General features: G+C 60.8%; 17 protein-coding genes and 1 tRNA gene. 11 read left to right on the top strand and 7 right to left on the bottom strand.

Going from position 1 to position 19,934, the window contains the following annotated elements; all coding sequences use genetic code 11:
- Positions 1 to 132: 132 nt before the first annotated feature.
- The 6 genes from AEP_RS15365 to AEP_RS15340 all read left to right on the top strand — a co-directional run bounded on the left by AEP_RS15365 (position 133) and on the right by AEP_RS15340 (position 6,129).
- Positions 133 to 876 carry a Crp/Fnr family transcriptional regulator gene (locus tag AEP_RS15365; protein ID WP_087496191.1) on the top strand — a complete coding sequence of 248 codons (744 nt, stop codon included), beginning with the start codon at positions 133 to 135 and terminating at the stop codon, positions 874 to 876.
- 41 nt (positions 877 to 917) lie between these two features.
- Positions 918 to 2,918: a putative bifunctional diguanylate cyclase/phosphodiesterase gene (locus AEP_RS15360; protein ID WP_087496190.1), complete on the top strand. Its 2,001-nt coding sequence runs from the start codon at positions 918 to 920 to the stop codon at positions 2,916 to 2,918.
- Between the two features lie 38 nt (positions 2,919 to 2,956).
- Positions 2,957 to 3,205, top strand: coding sequence for a DUF3297 family protein (locus tag AEP_RS15355; RefSeq protein ID WP_087496189.1), 249 nt, complete (start codon positions 2,957 to 2,959; stop codon positions 3,203 to 3,205).
- Positions 3,206 to 3,223: 18 nt separating this feature from the next.
- Entirely contained in the window at positions 3,224 to 3,736 is a 513-nt protein-coding gene (locus AEP_RS15350) for a retropepsin-like aspartic protease family protein (RefSeq protein WP_087496188.1), read from the top strand.
- Between the two features lie 286 nt (positions 3,737 to 4,022).
- Entirely contained in the window at positions 4,023 to 4,853 is an 831-nt protein-coding gene (locus tag AEP_RS15345) for a pseudouridine synthase (RefSeq protein ID WP_232460021.1), read from the top strand.
- Between the two features lie 13 nt (positions 4,854 to 4,866).
- A complete protein-coding gene (locus tag AEP_RS15340) occupies positions 4,867 to 6,129 on the top strand; it encodes an esterase/lipase family protein (protein WP_087496186.1) in 1,263 nt (420 codons plus the stop codon).
- 17 nt (positions 6,130 to 6,146) lie between these two features.
- Here AEP_RS15340 and AEP_RS15335 read toward each other — a convergent pair whose 3' ends face one another.
- The gene (locus AEP_RS15335; RefSeq protein WP_087496185.1) at positions 6,147 to 6,428 is read right to left on the bottom strand and encodes a TfoX/Sxy family protein; all 282 of its coding nucleotides are present in this window, start codon (positions 6,426 to 6,428) and stop codon (positions 6,147 to 6,149) included.
- Between the two features lie 126 nt (positions 6,429 to 6,554).
- Here AEP_RS15335 and htpG point away from each other — a divergent pair, with 126 nt between their 5' ends.
- Positions 6,555 to 8,546, top strand: coding sequence for a molecular chaperone HtpG (htpG, locus tag AEP_RS15330; RefSeq protein WP_087496184.1), 1,992 nt, complete (start codon positions 6,555 to 6,557; stop codon positions 8,544 to 8,546).
- Positions 8,547 to 8,782: 236 nt separating this feature from the next.
- Positions 8,783 to 9,652 (top strand): TIGR02285 family protein, encoded by an 870-nt coding sequence (locus AEP_RS15325; protein WP_157673189.1) that lies wholly within the window; start codon positions 8,783 to 8,785, stop codon positions 9,650 to 9,652.
- Between the two features lie 35 nt (positions 9,653 to 9,687).
- Here AEP_RS15325 and rtcA read toward each other — a convergent pair whose 3' ends face one another.
- The 4 genes from rtcA to AEP_RS15305 form a co-directional block, all read right to left on the bottom strand.
- On the bottom strand, positions 9,688 to 10,767 hold the full coding sequence (rtcA, locus tag AEP_RS15320) for an RNA 3'-terminal phosphate cyclase (protein WP_087496182.1): 1,080 nt from the start codon (positions 10,765 to 10,767) through the stop codon (positions 9,688 to 9,690).
- Between the two features lie 36 nt (positions 10,768 to 10,803).
- On the bottom strand, positions 10,804 to 12,036 hold the full coding sequence (locus AEP_RS15315) for an RtcB family protein (protein WP_087496181.1): 1,233 nt from the start codon (positions 12,034 to 12,036) through the stop codon (positions 10,804 to 10,806).
- Positions 12,037 to 12,101: 65 nt separating this feature from the next.
- Positions 12,102 to 13,241 (bottom strand): slipin family protein, encoded by a 1,140-nt coding sequence (locus AEP_RS15310; protein WP_087496180.1) that lies wholly within the window; start codon positions 13,239 to 13,241, stop codon positions 12,102 to 12,104.
- Between the two features lie 256 nt (positions 13,242 to 13,497).
- Positions 13,498 to 13,569, bottom strand: a tRNA-OTHER gene (locus tag AEP_RS15305).
- Positions 13,570 to 13,923: 354 nt separating this feature from the next.
- On the opposite strand from AEP_RS15305, the gene rtcR reads away from it, so the two are divergent.
- The 3 genes from rtcR (at position 13,924) to prfH (ending at position 17,730) form a co-directional block, all read left to right on the top strand.
- Positions 13,924 to 15,543 (top strand): RNA repair transcriptional activator RtcR, encoded by a 1,620-nt coding sequence (gene rtcR, locus AEP_RS15300; RefSeq protein ID WP_087496179.1) that lies wholly within the window; start codon positions 13,924 to 13,926, stop codon positions 15,541 to 15,543.
- A gap of 406 nt (positions 15,544 to 15,949) precedes the next feature.
- Positions 15,950 to 17,098 carry an RNA ligase RtcB family protein gene (locus tag AEP_RS15290; protein ID WP_087496177.1) on the top strand — a complete coding sequence of 383 codons (1,149 nt, stop codon included), beginning with the start codon at positions 15,950 to 15,952 and terminating at the stop codon, positions 17,096 to 17,098.
- A complete protein-coding gene (prfH, locus tag AEP_RS15285) occupies positions 17,095 to 17,730 on the top strand; it encodes a peptide chain release factor H (RefSeq protein WP_087496176.1) in 636 nt (211 codons plus the stop codon). The genes AEP_RS15290 and prfH overlap by 4 nt, the downstream gene beginning before the upstream one ends.
- 123 nt (positions 17,731 to 17,853) lie before the next feature.
- On the opposite strand, the gene AEP_RS15280 is transcribed toward prfH, so the two are convergent.
- Both AEP_RS15280 and AEP_RS15275 read right to left on the bottom strand, forming a co-directional pair.
- Entirely contained in the window at positions 17,854 to 18,594 is a 741-nt protein-coding gene (locus AEP_RS15280) for a metallophosphoesterase family protein (RefSeq protein WP_087496175.1), read from the bottom strand.
- A gap of 21 nt (positions 18,595 to 18,615) precedes the next feature.
- Entirely contained in the window at positions 18,616 to 19,842 is a 1,227-nt protein-coding gene (locus tag AEP_RS15275; protein WP_157673188.1) for a GGDEF domain-containing protein, read from the bottom strand.
- Between the last annotated feature and the right edge of the window lie 92 nt (positions 19,843 to 19,934).

Genomic DNA, 19,934 nt, shown 5'->3' with positions numbered 1-19,934 from the left:
TTGGTATGGGGCGAATGGTAGGACGGCGTTTGACGTCAGGTTGTCGTTTGGACGACAATTCAGACGAATCTCGGTAGGTGTTTTCCCTTCGCTGAACGGCAACTTACACGCGGGTTACATGAAGCTTTCACCATGCCCCACACACGCACTGCACACGCCTCTGAAGCCACGCTGCACCAGCGTCGTCGCCCCCTGACTGACGCTGAGTTGGACGCCATTCCGTGGCTGCACTTGCTGGCCCCCACCGACCGGGAACGCGCCGTCGATGACCTGCGCATTGCAGAGGCCGCACCGGGCGAATACATGTGCCGCATGGGGCGCCCGGTGACCTACTGGTTCGGCGTGATTGACGGCCTGCTGAAGATGAGCACTGACAACGCAGAAGGCCAGACCATGACCTTCACCGGTGTTCCGCCCGGAGGTTGGTTCGGTGAGGGCACTGCACTCAAGCGCGAGACCTACCGTTACAACATTCAGGCCCTGCGCAAGAGCCTAGTGGCGGGGCTGCATGTGGATACCTTTCATTGGCTACTGGACCACTCGATTGCTTTCAACCGCTTTGTGATGAACCAACTCAATGAGCGCCTGGGTCAGTTCATCGCTGCACGCGAAATCGACCGCATGACCAACCCCGACATCCGGGTCGCCCGCAGTCTGGCCTCGCTGTTCAACCCCGTGCTGTACCCTGGCGTCGGGGAGGTGCTGCGCATCACCCAGCAGGAGCTGGCGTACCTGGCCGGCCTCTCGCGCCAACGGGTCAATGAAGCACTCAACGCCCTGGAGGCGCAAGGCTTCATCAAGGTGGAATACGGCGGACTGCGTGTCTTGGATTTACAAGCCCTGCGCTCCAAAGTATTCACCCGCCAGCTGCCCTGATGCCCCTCCTCTAAGATACGAGCCAACAACAGGGAACCACTATGCTGACAAGCGAAGAGCTGGAGGCACGCAGGCAGCACTTCCGCTTGCTGGAGCGCATCAGCCTGCCGATCTGGGTGTTCGACATTGACAAGAGCCGGGTGCACTGGGCCAACGATGCGGCACTCACCCTCTGGCGCGCGCAGGGACTGCCAGAGCTGTGCAGCCGCGATATGGGGGTGGACATGTCCGCCTCGGTAGCCAAACGGCTGCGGCAATACCAAAGCGACTTTGCGCAGCACGGCGCCAGCTTCAGCGAGCAGTGGACCATCTACCCCGCCGGCGTACCGGTGTCCATGAACATGCAGCTCAGCGGCATCCGCCTGACAGACGGGCGCATGGCCATGCTGTGCGAAAGCCGCATCATTGAACCGGACCGTCCCGAGGCACTGCGCTCGGTAGAGGCCCTGCTGCACACCGATGTGATGATCACACTTTATGACCGGGAAGGCGTGGTGCTCTACCGCAATCCGGCTGCGCGCGAATCGGTGCCCAACCTCAACATGCGCATGGCCGAGCGCTTTCAGGACATCGAAGCGCTGGAGCGCATGCTGGCCATGCTGGAACTGCATGGTGAAGCCACACTGACACTGCCCGCCCACACCACCCGCAACCTGCGCTGGCACGAGGTGTCGGTCCGCCTGTGCCGCGATGCGGTAACCGGGCGCGACGCAGTGCTCATGAGCGAAGTCGATGTCACCGCCATCAAGCATGCGCAAGACCACTCGCAGTACCTCGCTCGGCACGACTCCCTGACCGGCCTGCCCAATCGCAGCCATGTGATGCAGCGCTTTGCCGACACCTTGCGTGACATGGGAGAAGGCGCTACCGAGGCTGCACTGATCTACATCGACCTCGATCACTTCAAGGACATCAACGACACCTTGGGCCACGCGGCGGGTGACGCCCTGCTGGTGCAGGTGGCCGAGCGCCTGCGGGCCATCACCCGCAGCAGCGACATGGTGGCCCGGCTGGGTGGAGATGAATTCCTCATCCTGATGGTGTCCCACAACATCCGCGAAGAAGTCGACCTGGTACGCAGGCGCCTGAGCAGCACGGTCGCGCAACCCATTCATATCCATGGTGCGGAAGTCATCGTCACGCCCAGTGTGGGTGTGAGCTTTTACCCCGAGCACGGCAAGGAGCTGGATACCCTGCTGCGCAATGCCGACCTCGCCATGTACAGCGCCAAAGAGAGCGGCCGCAACGCCCTCAACATCTTCGAGTCGCCCATGGCGCAGCGCGTGCAACAGCGGCTGGAGCTGGAATCCGAACTGCGCCACGCCCTGGCGCGGCAGGAGTTTGAGCTGTACTACCAGCCACGCGTGGACGTGGCCACCGGCCAGGTGCGCGGGGCGGAAGCGCTGATCCGCTGGAACCACCCGCAGCGCGGGCTGGTAGGGCCGGACACCTTTATTCCGACCTGCGAGAGCACGGGCATGATCAACGCCCTGGGCGACTGGGTGTTTGAGCAGGCTGCGCGGCAGCAAGTGCAGTGGGCCCGTGAAGGCTTGGACCTGAAGATTTCCGTCAATCTCTCGCCCCGCCAGTTCCGTGACCCGGAGCTGCTGAACCGCTTGGCCCGCATCGTCACTGCCACTGCGGCGCAGCCCGCGCGGCTGGAGCTGGAGCTCACCGAGTCCATGCTGCTCGGAGTGGCGCCCCACACCCATGAAACGCTGGACGATTTGCGGCGCATGGGCTTCTCCATCAGCGTGGACGACTTCGGCACCGGCTACTCCAACCTGGCCTACCTGAACCGTTTTCCGATTCAAGTGCTGAAAGTGGACAAAACCTTTGTGCAGGACATCGAGGCCAACCGCCCGGTGGCCGAGCTCATTGTGTCCATGTGCCGGCTGATGCAACTGCACATCGTGGCTGAAGGGGTGGAAACCCCGGCCCAATTGGAGTGGGTGCAGACCCAGGGCATTGGACAATATCAGGGCTATCTGTTTGCAAAACCCTTGCCTGCAACAGCTTTTGTACAGAGAGTGCGGGCATAGCGCGAAGCCAACCGTCCGGGAATGAGAAAATACGGGCCATGACAAACACGACTGAACGCCCCGCCCTGCCCGACCACCTGTCTATCGACCCCCGCAGCCCCCACCATGTGGCTGCCGTGTTCGAGCACGACATCGGCATCCGCTTCAACGACAAAGAGCGCATGGACGTGGAGGAATACTGCGTCAGCGAAGGCTGGATCAAAGTGCCCGCCGGCAAGACCGTGGACCGCAAAGGCAAGCCCCTGCTGATCAAGCTCAAGGGCAAGGTTGAAGCCTTTTACCGCTAACGCAACCACCTCTTGGTGATGGGCCCTCAAGACCGGGATGGGGACGCTACCGCGCCCCGCCAGATGGGGCTGATTCCGCTCATCGTTTTTTGGTGCGTGGTGATGGGCCTGCTGTATGCCGGCATGAGCGTCTACCTGCAGCCCAAAAAGGCCCAAGTGCTGGCCAATGGCGACCTGATCATCCCGCGCGCCCTGGACGGACATTTCTACACCCTAGGCCGCATTCAGGGCGTGGAAGTCACGTTTCTGGTGGATACCGGTGCGTCGCTGGTCACGGTGAGCGAAGCGTTTGCGCGCAAGGCCGGGCTGACCGGTGGCACCCCCACCACCTTCCGCACCGCCAACGGAGATCGCCCCGGGCTCGTGGTCGATGGGGCGAGCCTTTCAATCGGCCCGGTGGACGCGCGCAACATCAAGATCGGTGTGGGCCTGCACGGAGGGGAGGACAACGAAGCGCTCCTGGGCCAGTCCTTTCTGTCCAAGTTCGACATCACGCTCAACAAAGACCACATGGTCCTCAAACCCCGCTAATGCTGGCCTGCCGGGCCATTTAGTAGCAAAATCTGTCTCTAGCGCTCATGGAATGTGCGCGAGCAGCTCTCAAAATAATAGCAACCGCACCATGACCGATCAGACTCCTCCCCGCCCCGTCCTGCGCCGCACGCCACCGCCCGCCCAGGAGGCAGCAGCCCCCACCGGCGCACGCCGTGCACCGCCTCCCGTCGCATCCCGCGCGCCAGGCAACCGCGCCATTCCCCAAGGCCAGAGCAACACCGCCGCCCATGGCGCAGGCGGCACCGTGCGGCTGAACAAACGCATGGCCGACCTCGGCATGGCCTCGCGCCGGGAAGCTGACGAGTGGATAGCCAAGGGTTGGGTCAAGGTCAACGGCAAGGTGGCCGAGATGGGCATGCAGGTGCTGCCCGATGTGCGCATCGAAATCGACAAGCAAGCCCAGGGCCAGCAGGCTAACCAGGTCACCATCTTGCTCAACAAGCCGCTGGGCATCGTGAGCGGGCAAGCCGAGGACGGGCACGAGCCCGCCATCAAGCTCATTCAGCCCCAGAACCGCTGGCGCGATGACAACGCGCGCTTCTTCTTCCACGGCAGCCAGCTCAAGAGCCTGGTGCCCGCCGGCCGGCTGGACATCGACTCCACCGGCTTGCTGGTGCTGACACAAGACGGCCGCGTGGCCCGCCAGCTGATCGGCGAAGACTCGGTAATGGAAAAGGAATACCTGGTGCGCGTGGCCTACACCGGGGTTGCCAACCCCAGCGCCGCGAATTCGCCCGCCGCTACCTACCCCGGCTTGCCCGGCCGTGGCCAGCCCCAGCAACTGATCCGCCTGGACGATGACGACCCGGTCACCAGCGATGTGCAAAGCGTGTTCCCGCCCGAGAAGCTGCAACTGTTGCGCCACGGCCTGATCCTGGACGACCAGCGCCTGAAGCCCGCCAAAGTGGAATGGCAGAACCCGGAGCAGCTGCGCTTTGTGCTGACCGAAGGCAAGAAACGCCAGATCCGCCGCATGTGCGAACTGGTCGGCCTGAAGGTGGTGGGCTTGAAGCGCGTGCGCGTGGGCAAGGTCATGCTGGGTAACTTGCCAGTAGGCCAGTGGCGCTACCTGCAGCCGCACGAAAAGTTTTAATCACAAGGCGCCTATGCCCACACCGCCCCGCACCAAGGTCTCCGCCAAAGCCATCGCCACAGACCTGCGGGGTGCAGCCCAGCTGGCCACCCAGGCCACCCTGGGAGTAGCGCGCATGGCCGAAGGCGTGCACCAGTCGGTGCTTGGCACGTTAGGCGCACGGGGCGACACCAGCAGCACGCAAACAGGCAGTCACCCGCAAGCCACCGGGCTGACCGGCTGGGTGTACAGCGCAGTGCGCGGCATCACCACCCTGGTGGGCAAATCGGCAGACACCGCCTTGCGTGCACTCACTCCTTTGCTGGAAACCACTGGCGCGCAACCCCCTGAATCCCTACAACGCGCCGCTGTGGTGGCTGCACTCAACGGCGTGCTGGGTGACCACTTGGCCGCCACCGGCAACCCGCTGGCCACGCCAATGAGCTTTCGCTTGAAAGGCGCTGTACTGGAGCCCGGCCAGATGCCAGCCAAAACAGCCGTCAGCGGCAAGCTGCTGATCGTGCTGCACGGCCTGTGCATGAACGACCTGCAGTGGGAATATGCAGCGGCCGACGGCCAAGCCACCAGCCACGCTGCGGCACTGGCTCAAGCCCATGGCTACACCCCTGTTTTTGTGCGCTACAACACCGGCTTGCACATCTCGGTCAATGGTGCAGCGTTGTCAGAAAAGCTCGGCCAGCTGGTGGCCCAGTGGACTGTGGCGGTGGAGAGCATCACCGTGCTGGTGCACAGCATGGGCGGGCTGGTGGCACGCAGTGCCTGCGCCACCGCGGAAGCAAACGCAGCTCCATGGCGTGCCCTGCTGAAGTCCATGGTGTTTTTGGGCACGCCCCACCACGGGGCGCCGCTGGAGCGGGCGGGCAATTGGGTCGATGTGGTGCTGGGCAGCACGCCGTATTCACGCCCATTGGCCAAGCTGGGGCAGCTGCGCAGTGCCGGCATCACTGATTTGCGATACGGTTTGGTCCTGGAGTCTGACTGGCAAGGCCTAGACCGCTTCCGACGCCAGCCCGACCGGCGCACCCACCTGCCCCTGCCCGGGGGAGTCGACTGCTACACCGTGGCCGCCACCGTAGCCAAACCGCGCAGCCTGCTGGCCGAGCGCCTGGTTGGCGACGGCTTGGTACCCCTGCACAGCGCTCTAGGCCGGCACGACGATGCCGCCCGCACACTGCACTTCCCCAAAAACCGGCAAGCCGTGGTGTACCGCCTCAACCACATGGAATTGCTTAGCAGCCCCGTGGTGCGAGAGCTGTTGGTCAATTGGCTGGCCTGAGCCTGTCACAACGCCACTCAGGCACGGCGCTCTGCGTCTTCGAGGGCCAGCAACAGGCTGGTGCGGTGCTCGCGTGCGACTTCCTGCCAATGCAGGCCGCTGATCGCACCCTCCAGAGCCCAAAGCAGGTTCAAGCTGGCGTTACCGCCTTGGCGCTTGACTCGGAGGTAAGCCGCCACCGAACCCAGGCGATGCAGGTCCGCCAAGGTGTGAATGCCTGCGGCGATCAGCATCGCCTGTGACTTGGGGCCCAGATTGGGCAGACGCCTGAAATTGTCAGAGGAAGCTGGCTTTGGCATGGCGCCATGCTAACGAATCCGGCCCCTCTTGAAACCCACCCTGTCGCCCATAATTGAGGGTTGCCCGCGCCGCAGGCGGCAAGACTTGTGGCGCACATCGCTTTTTTGAGACTCAGAGACGGAACTATGACCAAGCAAACCATGAATTTCCAGGCCGAAGTAGCCCAGCTGCTGCACCTGGTGACGCACTCCCTGTACTCCAACAAAGAGATTTTTTTGCGCGAGTTGATCTCCAACGCGTCGGACGCCTGCGACAAGCTGCGCTTTGAAGCCATCAACAACAGCAGCTTGTACGAGAACGACTCCGAACTGAAGGTCAAGGTCACGTTCGACCAAGACGCCAAGACGTTGACCATCACCGACAACGGCATTGGCTTGTCGATGCAGGAAGCCATCGACAACCTGGGCACGATTGCCAAGAGCGGTACCAAAGACTTTGTAAGCAAGCTGACCGGCGACCAGAAGGCCGACAGCAACCTGATCGGCCAGTTCGGCGTGGGCTTTTACTCCGGCTTCATCGTGGCCGACAAAATCACCGTCGAATCCCGCCGCGCCGGCTTGAAGGCCGATGAAGCCGTGCGCTGGGTGAGCGACGGCGGCGCCAGCGGTGGCGGTGCGTTTGAGGTGGAAGCCATCTCGCGCGAAGCCCGCGGAACCAGCGTCATCCTGCACCTGCGCGAAGACGCTACGGACTACGCCCAGGCCTGGAAGGTCAAGGGCATCATCAACAAATACTCCGACCACATCAGCCTGCCCATCCTGATGGAAAAGGAAGAGTGGAAAGACGGCGAGCTGATCAACCCGTCGGACGAAAACGGCGGCCGCCAACCCGGTGGCATGGTCAAGACCGGCGAGTGGGAAACCGTCAACAAAGCCAACGCCATCTGGAGCCGTGCCAAGAAGGACGTCACCCAAGAGCAGTACGACGACTTCTACAAGCAGATCAGCCACGACTTTGAGGCGCCCCTGGCCCACACCCACAACCGCGTGGAAGGCAGCACCGAATACACCCAGCTGCTGTACATCCCGGCCAAGGCCCCGCACGACCTCTACAACCGCGACCACAAAGGCGGCCTGAAGCTGTATGTGAAGCGCGTGTTCATCATGGACGACGCCGAGGCCCTGCTGCCCAGCTACCTGCGTTTTGTGAAGGGTGTGGTGGACTCCGCCGACCTGCCCCTGAACGTGAGCCGCGAACTCCTGCAGGAAAGCCGCGACGTGAAAGCCATCCGCGATGGCAACACCAAGCGCGTGCTCTCCATGCTGGAAACCCTGGCCAAGAACGACAAGCTGCCAGAAGCTGCTGATGGCGTCACCGATGTGCTGAGCGCGGAAGAAAAGGCCGAGCAGGAAGCCAACCTGGGCAAGTACACCAAGTTCTATGCCGAATTCGGCGCGGTGCTCAAAGAAGGCTTGGGCGAAGACTTCGGCAACAAGGACCGTCTGGCCAAGCTGCTGCGCTTCGCAAGCACCACCAACGACACCGCGACCGTGGCACTCGCCGACTACAAGGCGCGCATGAAGGAAGGCCAAGAGGCCATCTACTACATCACCGCCGAAACGCTGGCCGCCGCCAAGAACAGCCCGCAACTCGAAGTGTTCAAGAAAAAGGGTATTGAAGTGCTCTTGATGACGGACCGCGTAGACGAGTGGGCCCTGAACTACCTGCACGACTTTGACGGCACGCCGATGCAGTCCGTCGCCAAGGGCGCGGTGGACCTCGGCAAGCTGCAGGACGAGAACGAGAAGAAGGCCGCTGAAGAAGCGGCCGAAACCTTCAAGCCCGTGCTGGCCAAGCTGAAGGAAGCGCTCAAGGACAAGGCCGACGACGTGCGCGTGACCACCCGCCTGGTCGACAGCCCCGCCTGCCTGGTGGTGCAAGACGACGGCATGAGCACCCAACTGGCCCGCCTGCTCAAGCAAGCCGGCCAGAGCGCGCCCGAAGTGAAGCCCGTGCTAGAAGTGAACGCCGACCACCCGTTGGTGAAAAAGCTGGATGGCTCGGTGCATTTCCACGACCTGGCCCACATCCTCTTCGACCAGGCCTTGCTGGCCGAAGGCGGCTTGCCAGCTGACCCTGCGGCTTATGTGAAGCGGGTGAACGCACTGCTGGTGTGATGCAGGCGGATTTAACGATGAATTGACCTCTAGCGCCCGCTGCATATGCGCAAGCAGCTACTTAATTAGTAGCAAATGGCAGCAAAGTAAAGCCCCGCAGTCGTGAGACTGCGGGGCTTTTTTGTATGCAATAAAGGTTCGCACGTCCACTCCACCGACTCAGCGCCCCACCTAACAAGGTCGTGCGCTGCGTTATGCTGTGTCCGAGTCGTTGGAATCGGCAAGAAGTAGGTGACATGATGAAAAGTATCTATGCGGCGCTGGCTTTCTGCATCAGTGCGCTGATGCCATGGACGTCAGCGTGTGCCGAAGAAATCACCTGGCTGAGTTCCGAGTTCCCGCCACTGGCAACACCCGGCAACGACTACACGGACCGGGGTTACATGGACGTACTGTTAAATCAAGTTCAACAGGCATTGCCCCAACACCGTATTCAAGAAGAAGTGCTTCCGTGGCCACGGGTGCTCTTCCTCGCCCGGAACGGCGGCGCCTACTGCACGGCGATCGCGGCGCAAACACAAGAACGGGAAGCATTTTTGAGATTTACGCCCCCCTACGGCTATGTGTACCCCATAGGGGTGGTAGCCCGGGCCAAAGACCAGGACCTCTTCAAGCCCTATCTCGACAAGGGGGGCGAAATCCGCTTGCGGGATTTGTTAACCCAGCGCGACTTCCGCGCGGGGGTGGCTGGCAGCAGAACCTATGGCGCCAAGATCGATGACATGTTGAAACCGCTGGCGCAATCTGGTGCCGACCAGCTTGTCCAGGTGCATCAGGGCAACTCCACCAAATCGCTGGTCAGCATGCTGCTGAAGAAGCGGTTTGACTACACCTTTGCATACCCCAGTGAAGCCGTTTTCTATGACAGCGCTGCCAACCGCTTACGTTTCTACCCCATTGCGGAAAATAGTGAGCTGATTGCCGGACGCTTCAGCTGCACCAAAAGCCCGCAGACAGACCAAGCCTTTGCTGACCTCAGCAAACTGGCGACGTCCCTCCGTGACGATGCGTCACTCCTGGAGTCGTATGAACGTTGGCTGCCGCCTTATTTGCTCAAACCCTACCGCCAACGCTTGGCACGCCAGCTGGGTAGCCCGACACGCTGACAAAGCCACGGCCCGTATTCGCGGGCTGTGCTGTATCAGGTTTCGGTGCGTACCAGCCAACCTCCATCCAACGGCTCCGTTACAAACTGCAGCGGCAGGAATTGTTCGATGACGCGCGCATTGGTTCGGGCATGCTCAGACAAACTGGTGGCCCAGAACTGGCCCGCCCTGCCCTGCAGCGCAGCCAATGCCATCGGGATCATGAGTTGGTCCGCCAGATGCTCCCCTACCGGCGCACGGTGGGCGAGATAGGACTGCACCTCACGCACTAACTGGCGCGCCACTTCTTCCGCGCTCACCCCCTTCTCGCCGAATGCGGTCAACACTTCAGCGACATGCTCAAACTGAAGAATGACTTGCAGCGCGTTGCCCGGCCCTTCATTGCTACGCAAACCCCGGTCGCGCAGTTGCGCATCGGTCCAGCCCAGCGCACGCCCCAGGACGTCCAGCTCACGGTTGGCTACCCCTTTGGGAATACCCGCATGCAGGCACTCGGCCCAAGCCTCCAGCAAGGCACCACGCTCCATCATTTGGATCGCGGACAGCCCGTCAGGCGGCGGCGCGATACGCACCCGCACCTCACCACCACCCGCAGGGTAAAAGCCGTGACGCACCATATCCAAGGTGTACACGGCCTGGGCACCACCAGAAAAAAATGGTGCCATGCGGCTCAGAAAGGTCGCTGACGGTGCCATCGGGTTGTGCGTTCCTCCACGCAGCACCAAACTGGAAGGTTGTCCGGCCAACACCAGGGGCCACAACACCGTCTGCAACACCAGCATGCAGCTACCCGCCGAACCCACCGCAAACTCCAAGTCGCCAGCACGCACCGCCCCCGGTGCAAAGTGCAGTTGGCGGGTACCGATTTGCACGGCTGCGCCATCGACATCCACCGCCTTGCAATGCTCTGCACCGCCACCGACTGCGACAGCCGCCTGTACACAAGCCAGGTGCTGACGCATCAGACCGGGTTTGGGGCGTTTTGCGCGGATGTTGTTCAGGCTGAAAGCCTCTCCAGTGATCAGGCTCAAGGCCAAAGCCGTGCGCAAAATTTGCCCACCACCTTCTCCCTGTGAACCATCGATCTCTATCGTTTTATCACGTTCGTTTTTCATTGTTCTTGTCGCATTCCGCCTCTTGCTACCGGGGCACTAACCTTTCACACACACCACCTGCTTCAAGGTGTACACCACCTCGACCAGATCGCTTTGCGCGGCCATCACGGCGTCGATGTCCTTGTAGGCCATCGGAATTTCGTCGATCACGTCGGCGTCCTTGCGGCACTCCACTCCGGCAGTTGCATCTATCTGGTCCTGCACGGTGAACAGCTTCTTGGCCTTGGTGCGGCTCATGGTGCGACCTGCACCGTGGCTGCAGCTGTTGAAGCTTTCCGGGTTGCCCTTGCCGCGCACGATGAAACTCTTGGCTCCCATGCTGCCGGGAATAATCCCCAGCTCACCCGCCTTAGCGCTCACGGCGCCCTTGCGAGTCACGAACACCTCTTGCCCAAAGTGCGTTTCCTTCTGCACATAGTTGTGGTGGCAGTTCACCGCTTCCAGGTGTGTCTCGAACGGCATGGCAATAGTCTTGCGTAGCGCACCAATCACGGCCTGCATCATCACCTCGCGGTTCAGGCGTGCAAACTTCTGCGCCCAACCCACGCCACGCACGTAGTCACCAAAGTACTGGGCACCTTCTTCAAAGTAGGCTAGGTCCTGGTCCGGCAGGTTGCGCTGGTGCATTTCGGCATCCTTCTTGGCCAGCTCAATAAAGTGCGTACCAATGGCATTGCCCACACCGCGCGAACCGCTGTGTAGCATGATCCACACGCTCTGCGCCTCATCCAGGCAAATCTCCACAAAGTGGTTGCCTCCACCCAAGGTTCCCATGTGGCGATGGTTGTTGGTATTCTTCAGCCGCGGGTAATCTTGGCAAATGGCGTCGAACTCGTCGACCAGTTGGGCCCATGCCGCATCTGCAGCAGCCGGCGTGTTTTCCCACGAACCCTTGTCGCGGTTGCTTCCTTCACGGCGGAATTGCTTGGGCGACATGCCGTGCGGCACCGCCTTTTCAATCTCGCTGCGCAGCGGGCCCAGGTTATCGGGCAAATCGCTGGCCACCAGCGTGGTCTTGCAAGCGATCATTCCACAACCTATATCCACGCCCACCGCGGCAGGAATGATGGCCTTGATCGTGGGAATCACGCTGCCGATAGTGGCGCCAATGCCGTAGTGGACATCGGGCATCACTGCCACGTGACTGAACACAATGGGCAACTTGGCCGCGTTCACCAGTTGCTTCTGTGCCTCAGCCTCGATGGGCACGCCATTGGTCCACATCTTTACGGGTACACCGTTTTCTACGGTGAGTTGTTGGTAAGTCATTTCTTTTTTCTCTCCAATTGTTTTCCTCATGCACCGAATGACATTTCAGGCACGGAAGGTTGTATTCAACGCAGCTTCACCAGCCCGTTGAGAACCTGGTCTAAGCCACCAAACACAGAGATCTTGTCAATGCGCTCGGCCACTCGCTCCAAGGTCTCCAACTCTTTCATCCGCAAGGCAACAGGGTTGTCCTCCATCAGCTTTGCTGTGTTCAACAACGAACGCGTGGCTGCGGTTTCCTCGCGACGACGGATTACATTGGCTTGGGCCGATTTCTCGGCTTCCACCACCTGAGCGAGGATGGTCTTCATCTCGCCGGGCAAGATGATGTCCTTCACACCCACGCCTTCCAGCGTGATGCCGGCGGCCTTCAGCTTTTGCGCTGCAAAGTCCTTCACGATGGTGTCAATCGTCGCCTTGTCTTCCAGCAACTCGTCGAGTGTGCGGGTACCGACGGCGGCGCGCAGACCAAACTGCAGCTCGCGGTATACAAACTCTGCGGGCTTGGCGGTGTGTGCGAATGCCTTTTGCACATCGTCAAAGCGCCAGGTAGCCGACAGGTTCAAACGCATGCCCACTTTGTCTTTGGTCAAGATGTCTTGGCCGCTGATCTCCAACGCCTGCGAACGCAGATCCACGCATTCAACCTGCACCTGACGGTTGTAGCGCCAAAACCCGTAGGCACCGGCACCCAACAACTCTTGCAACTTGCCGTCCACAGTCAGCACACCTACGTGGTAATCCGCTACTTGCACCAGCAGTACACCGGCCAAACCGGCCACAGGGCGCTGGCGCAACTGGGTCTGGTTCAGCTTGGACAGCAGTTCGGTTGACAGCTTTTCGCTGGCGGCGATATCGACCACATCTACACGCACGTCGTTCAGGCCTTTCCAGTACAGCTTGCGGGTGGCAGGTGGCAACACGTCAACCAGCAAACCGTTCTCGTAACGCAGGCCCACTTGCGAGTCGGTCAATGCGGCGTACACAAACTCTTGCGCCACAACTTCTGGCTCTTTGGCCATGAAGTAGTCGGCCAGGCCGTGCACGAATGCTGTTTGCTCCATGGCAAAAGTCTCGATGCGCACAGGTGCACTCCAGGTGCCCACCCAGTGCTGACCAGGCTGCATCACGCGCTCGAAGTCGCCATTGCGCAGCAACAGGCCGCGTTCGTTTTTCTTGATGGTGATGCGTTTCAAACCCAACATTTTTTCTCCCCTCATTTTCTCTCGCTAACAACAAATCTTTGGTGTGAAGGGCCACAGCAGCAACAAGCGCGGACTCCGGGTGCGACATCGTTGGGCAGTGGTTCAAGATTGCGGGGCTTTACCGGTCTTGGCACACTGTCGCTCGGTGTCGCAGAACCTTCGCTCTGGCGACTGCTGCTGGCAGGTGTTTGACGACCCACATGCGGCACTTCTCTCTCTTCTCTTTACTTCCAAGTAAGCTGGCTTTTTGACTACCAGCGTTCGGCGGGAATCGAACCCGCGACAGTCGTGCTTTCACACGATGCTCTACCAGACTGAGCTACAGAACAGTGGCATCCAGGAATCGAACCTGGCGGGGTGGCTCCTCTACCCGAGCCACCCCTTGACCACATGCCTTGTGCCCAGCGTTTCCGGGGCGCGGCATACAAAGAGACACTGGAACAACCCAGCCTTCTTTGCACCAGCGGGGTCCGATTACCCGGAAACCCCTGCTTGTCAGCGAACACCTTCTGCGCTTGGCGAGTCATGTAGTGCACGGGGCGTGCCAACTATCTCCATCGCAACAAACCAACCACCAAGCCATTGATTTCATTGGATTTTTTCCATGGACAAGCGCAAAAAACGACATCAAAGCCATGACAAGAATTGAAGATGTTATTTTTTTAGCTAGTAAACTAGCCAAATGAAAAAGACCGTTGTCATCGGATTTCTGGGAACCCAGCTGGATTCCGGGCAGAGCTCGGCGCGCTGGGAAAAGTGGCGACCCACGGTGTCCTTGGCACAGCACGACGACTTGGCCATTGACCGGCTGGAGCTCTTTCATGACCGACGCGCCAGCACCCTGGCCCAGCTGGTGCGGGATGACTTCATCCAGCAGTCACCCAACACCCAGGTCAACCTCGTAGAGATGAATCTCGCGAACCCCTGGGACTTTGGCGAGGTGTACACCGCGCTGTACGACTGGGCGGCGACTTATCCGTTTGACCCCAGCCGCGAAACCTACCAAGCGCATATCACCACCGGCACGCACGTGGCGCAGATCTGCCTCTTCCTGCTCGTAGAAGCACGCTTTCTTCCAGGCGTGCTCCTGCAAAGTGCTCCGCCACGGGGACGGCAGGGTCGCGGGCCAGGGAGCCACGAAATCATTGACCTCGATTTGTCGCGCTACGACGCCATCAACCAGCGTCTGCATGTAGCGCAACAGGATGCCGTCTCCTTCCTCAAAAGCGGTATCGCCACCCGCAACACCCGCTTCAACACCCTGATTGAGGAAGTGGAGCGGGTGGCGGTGCAGAGCAAGGCACCGATGCTGCTCACCGGCCCCACAGGCGCTGGCAAGTCCATGCTGGCGCGGCGTGTGTACGAGCTAAAAAAATCTCGCCACCAGATTGATGGGGACTTTGTTGAAGTGAACTGCGCCACCTTGCGTGGCGACGGTGCCGGGTCTACGCTGTTTGGCCACAAAAAAGGAGCTTTTACCGGTGCCATCACCGATCGCCCCGGCCTGCTGCGCAGCGCTCACAGAGGCCTGCTGTTTCTGGATGAAATCGGCGAGCTGGGTTTGGATGAGCAGGCCATGCTGCTCAAGGCCGTGGAAGAAAAGCGGTTTCTGCCAATGGGGTCAGACCGCGAGGTACAAAGCAATTTCCAGCTCATTGCAGGGACGAACAAAGACCTGCGCCTGGAAATTGAAGCGGGCCGCTTTCGCGAAGACTTGTTTGCCCGCATCAACCTCTGGACTTACACCCTGCCCGGCCTGGCCCAGCGACGGGAAGACATTGAACCGAATATGGACCACCAACTCGCCCAGGCCGCGCAGGAGCTGGGCAAGCAAGTACGCTTCACCACCGAGGCGCGCACAGCCTACCTGCGCTTCGCCACCGATGCAGATGCAAGCTGGCGTGGCAACTTCCGCGACCTCAGCGCCTCCATCACGCGGCTGGCAACACTGGCAGACCACGGACGTATTGGCATTGCACTGGTGCAGGCGGAATTACAGCGTCTCCGGTGGCAATGGCAGCCACAAACCAATCCCGGCAATCTGGAGACCGGCACGAGCTTGAACATCACCCGCCCCTCTCTAGAAGACTTGCTGGGCGCTAAGGCCAGCACCCTGGATACCTTTGACCGCGTGCAGCTCCAAGCAGTCATTGCGGTGTGCCGACAGCACGCCAGCATCAGCGATGCAGGACGAGAGCTGTTTAACGTATCCCGCACACAGCGCAGCGTAATCAACGACGCAGACCGTTTGCGCAAGTATTTGCTGAAGTTTGGGCTGGATTGGGATGCTGTCCGACACTAGACGTTGCGACGAAGAGCGCAAGTAGGACTAGGGGCGAGGAACTGGAGACAGCGCGACCTACACGGCGATAGCGGTGTATCGCAAATACATCAAGCTGGGCAAAAACATTTGCCCGACACCGCATCCCCCGCTAAAGTCGCGCCTCGCAGCTTTCGCCAAGGCTACCAGTCACCGCGCGAACCCTGCACTCCCCACCCATTCACTCACCTACCAGGAGAACAACATGCAAAAGAACACGGCCTCCCTGTGGGCTGGGTCAGCGGTGGCGGGGCTTATTCAATAAGCATCCCCCTACTTTTCTAGCGCCCCAAGGCGCGCGGCACAACGCTTGGTGCGAGTGCAGCGCGGTATTGGCGTGCGCGTCTGTCCCGGTCCGGTTTCAACGTTTTTTGATTCTGGATTTTTTATGGGCAATTTTGTCAAACACGTGTCGGACCGCGCCTGTGTGGTCACGTCTGACGCCACGTGGATGGAGGACGCTGCCTTAGCGCAGCTCGTCACCACATCGCAACTACAGGGCATGCAGCGCGTCGCGGGCATGCCTGACTTGCATCCTGGGCGCGGCTATCCGGTAGGGGCCGCATTTTTCTCAACACAGATGTTCTATCCCGCCTTGGTGGGCAACGACATCGGCTGCGGCATGGCGCTGTGGCAAACCGACATGCGCGCCAGCACTGTCAAGCTCGACAAGCTGGAAAAGCGCGTGGGCAACATCGACGGCCCCATGGACGACACTGCGGCAGTGGCGCAAGCCATGGCGCGCTGTGATGTGCTGCCCAGTGGCCACGAGGCTTCGCTGGGCACCATTGGCAGTGGCAACCACTTTGCAGAGTTTCAGCAGGTGGATACGGTGAATGCACCCGAAGCGCTGGCCGCGCTCGGCATCGACAAGCAGCACCTGCTGCTGTTGGTGCACAGCGGCTCTCGCGGCTTGGGTGAACGCATCTTGCGCCAGCATGTCGATGCCTTGGGTCACCGCGGCCTGCAGGCCGACACGGCAGAGGCTGCGGACTACCTGGCGCAGCACGATGCGGCGCTGCGCTTTGCACACTGCAACCGCCAACTGGTGGCACAGCGTCTGCTGGCCAACGTGCGGGCTGACGGCCGCTGTGTGCTGGACGTGCACCACAACTTTGTGGAAAGCGCCAGCATCCATGGCCAGGTGGGTTGGCTGCACCGCAAGGGGGCCACGCCGTCGGACCAAGGCGCGGTGCTGATACCCGGTTCGCGCGGGGACTACAGCTACCTGGTGCGGCCCACGCGCCTGTGCCACGACACGCTGCTGTCGCTGGCGCATGGTGCAGGGCGCAAGTGGATTCGCTCGGCCTGCAAAGACCGCCTGTTTAAGCTGATGACGCCCACGCAAATGGGCCGCACGGCACTGGGCAGCCGCGTGATTTGCAACGACAAGCAGTTGATCTACGAGGAAGCACCCCAGGCCTACAAAGGCATCGACAGCGTGGTGCAAGCGCTGGTGGGTGCCGGGCTGGTGGAGCTGCTGGCAAGGACCAAGCCGGTACTGACCTACAAAACCCGTGGGGAGTGCTGCGAATGATCTTGCTGCAACTCACCGCCAACACGGGTCCCGAGGAATGCTGCCTGGCCGTACGCAAGGCCTTGCAGGTCGTACTGCGTGAATGCGCGTCCGCTCAGGTGAAGGTGGACGTGATGGAAGAAGTCGGGGGTGGCAGACCCGGCAACCTGCGATCTGCCCTGCTGTTGCTGGATGGAGAGGCCGCCTCCGCCATTGCGCAGCGGTGGCGCGGTAGCGTGCAGTGGTGCTGCCCCAGCCCTTACCGGCCGGGGCACAAGCGCAAAAACTGGTTCGTAGGCGCAGAAGTGTTCGAGCCCGATGCGCCCAACGCGGCTGCCTCACTACTGGACAAAGACCTGCACTTTGAAACCTTGCGTGCCAGCGGCCCTGGTGGGCAGCACGTGAACAAGACAGACTCCGCCGTACGCGCCACACACCGCCCCACAGGACTGAGTGTGAAGGTGCAAACGGAACGCAGCCAACACGCCAACAAGCGACTCGCACGCATGCTGCTCGCACACAAATTGGCCCACGCCGCAGCCGAGGATGCCAAAGCCATGCGTACACAGCGCTGGCTACAACACTACGGCGTGGAACGCGGCAATGCAGGACGCACCTTCAAAGGGGAGTGTTTTACGGAGTTCTTCGGATAAAAACCCATTAAATTGGCATCTTGGGCACGTGGAATCTGCGCAAGCAGCTACTTAATTAGTAGCAAACGGTAGAAAAGGAAAGCCCCGCAGTCGTGAGACTGCGGGGCTTTTTCCTGGGCGAACTCATGCAGCCATGTAGCCCGTGCGCAGCGCATACGCCCACTCCGGCCGCCCGCGCAGATCCGCCAAACGCGCCATGGGTTCAAAGTCGTAAGGAACGCTGTGCAGCGCAGCGCTCCAGGCCCCCGCTGCGCGTTCAATGATGGCGTAGCGGGCGTCGGGCGATCCGTTTTCTACGACGTGCTCCATCGGCTCCAAGTCGTCATAGGCCGCCAAGCCAACGCTGCCGGGGTTGCACAACAACTGCCCGGCACGCGAGCGCAGTGCGCGGGGGATGTGCGTATGGCCACAGGCGACGACAGCAGCGGTGATGTCGCCCAGCCGGGCTTGTATTTCATCCGCAGTCGCTGGCTCGGTTCCGCCATGCACCGCGTTTTCAAAGAAGTAATGCAGATCGCTGGTGGGCGTTCCATGGCACAGGAACACATCGCCATCCAGCAGCTGCGTAGCTGGCAGCGAACGCAACCAATCAAGCTCCGCACGGCCCAGCTGCGAGTAGGCGTATGCATCTGATGCGCCACGCTGCTCTGCGGTGTGGGTCAGGATCTGGCGCTCGTGGTTACCTGCCAGGCTCAACCAGCCACTGGCCATCAGGTAGCGGGCCGTTTCCAGGGGCAACAAAGGGCCGGACAGGCTGTCGCCCAAATTGACGATGCGGTCCACGCCTCGAAGGCGAATGTCAGCCGCCACCGCCTCCAATGCAGGAAGGTTGCCGTGAATATCGGAGATGAGGGCAATACGCATGATGCTGACCTTACCACCCGGCTAGACGGCAAGCGCCACTTCGTTACACGCCGGAATTCCGCTGGACGACTGCACTTGATTACGACCTGCGGCCTTGGCCGCGTACAGTGCCTGATCAGCACTGTCAATCACGGCTTCCAGCGACTCAATGCCACCGCGAGTTTGTCCGTCCGGTGCACATGCATAGCCGACCGAAAACGTGAAGCGGACATTGCGGCCATCCTTGATGCGCACCGACTGCCTGCCGGCCTCGTCCACCAGCCGCTGGGCAAAGCGGCCGGCTTCTTCGGCAGAGCAGGCGTGCAAGAGCACACAAAATTCTTCGCCGCCGTAACGCACAGCAATATCGGAGAGGCGGGTCAACTGCGACAACATGCGGGCGGCATGCGCCAGCACGGCATCGCCCCCTGCGTGGCCATAGCTGTCGTTGATACGCTTGAAGTTGTCGATGTCCATCAAGACCAGCGCATAACCCCCCGCTTGCCACTGGTGGGGCTTGGCAACAGCCATCTCAAAGAATGCGGTGCGGGTGTAAAGGCCGGTCAGGCCATCACGGCGCAGCCGGTCACTCATCTCGTGGTGTTGGCGCTGACTCACCATCACGATGAACACCACGGTGGCCACCGTGAAGTACAAAGCAGCCACGCACAAGGCCACGATCTGGGCGGGCGAGTTCGCAACGGTGGATACCAGCATGGCCTGGCCATTCAGTGCCATGCCTGCCCGCACGAAAAAGGCCAATGCACTGAGTCCGTGAATGATGTTCAAAACCACCCGCCACTGCGCTCCATGCCGCCCGGGGGCCATGGCCACCATCAATGCGGCCAGCACCAGCTGAAAGCCAATGGCCATGGACATGGAAAAAACGCCAAACTGTGCATCCGTTTCGAGGAAATAGACGGCCAATACCCCTGACAGGCCGACCGCACTGCTCAGTGCCACGCTGCTTGCGGGTGCCTCCACCTGCAAGAGTTTGGCGTAAGCCAGCATCGTGAACGGCACAACGGCCAACATGGCCAGGTTCGCGACCAGATACGTCAGAACCCAGGGGGCCTTACCGCGAAAGAAGAACAGCAGAAAGGCGAATGAAGCGAAGGCGAGACTCGCAGACCATTCACGCAAACCCAAGCGCTTGGAGGCCGCACCCCGTGCAAGCAAGGCACAGAGATTGGCAAGACTGAACGCCAGCAGACTCGTGGCGAATACCAATGTGGCGGCATCCAGCCGCAGGTGACCCGTTGTATACAAAACCACTCCCTGATGCCTGACGGATGTGCCTCTGTGGGAACTACCACGCCCTCGTTTTTTTGATGTCAACGACTCAGCAAATATTGTTCCAT

Origin of the sequence: Curvibacter sp. AEP1-3, from assembly GCF_002163715.1 — a bacterium.
Lineage (GTDB): Bacteria > Pseudomonadota > Gammaproteobacteria > Burkholderiales > Burkholderiaceae_C > Allorhodoferax.
Note: the sequence above shows the minus strand (reverse complement) of the source record. Positions and strands in the feature narration are given on the sequence as shown.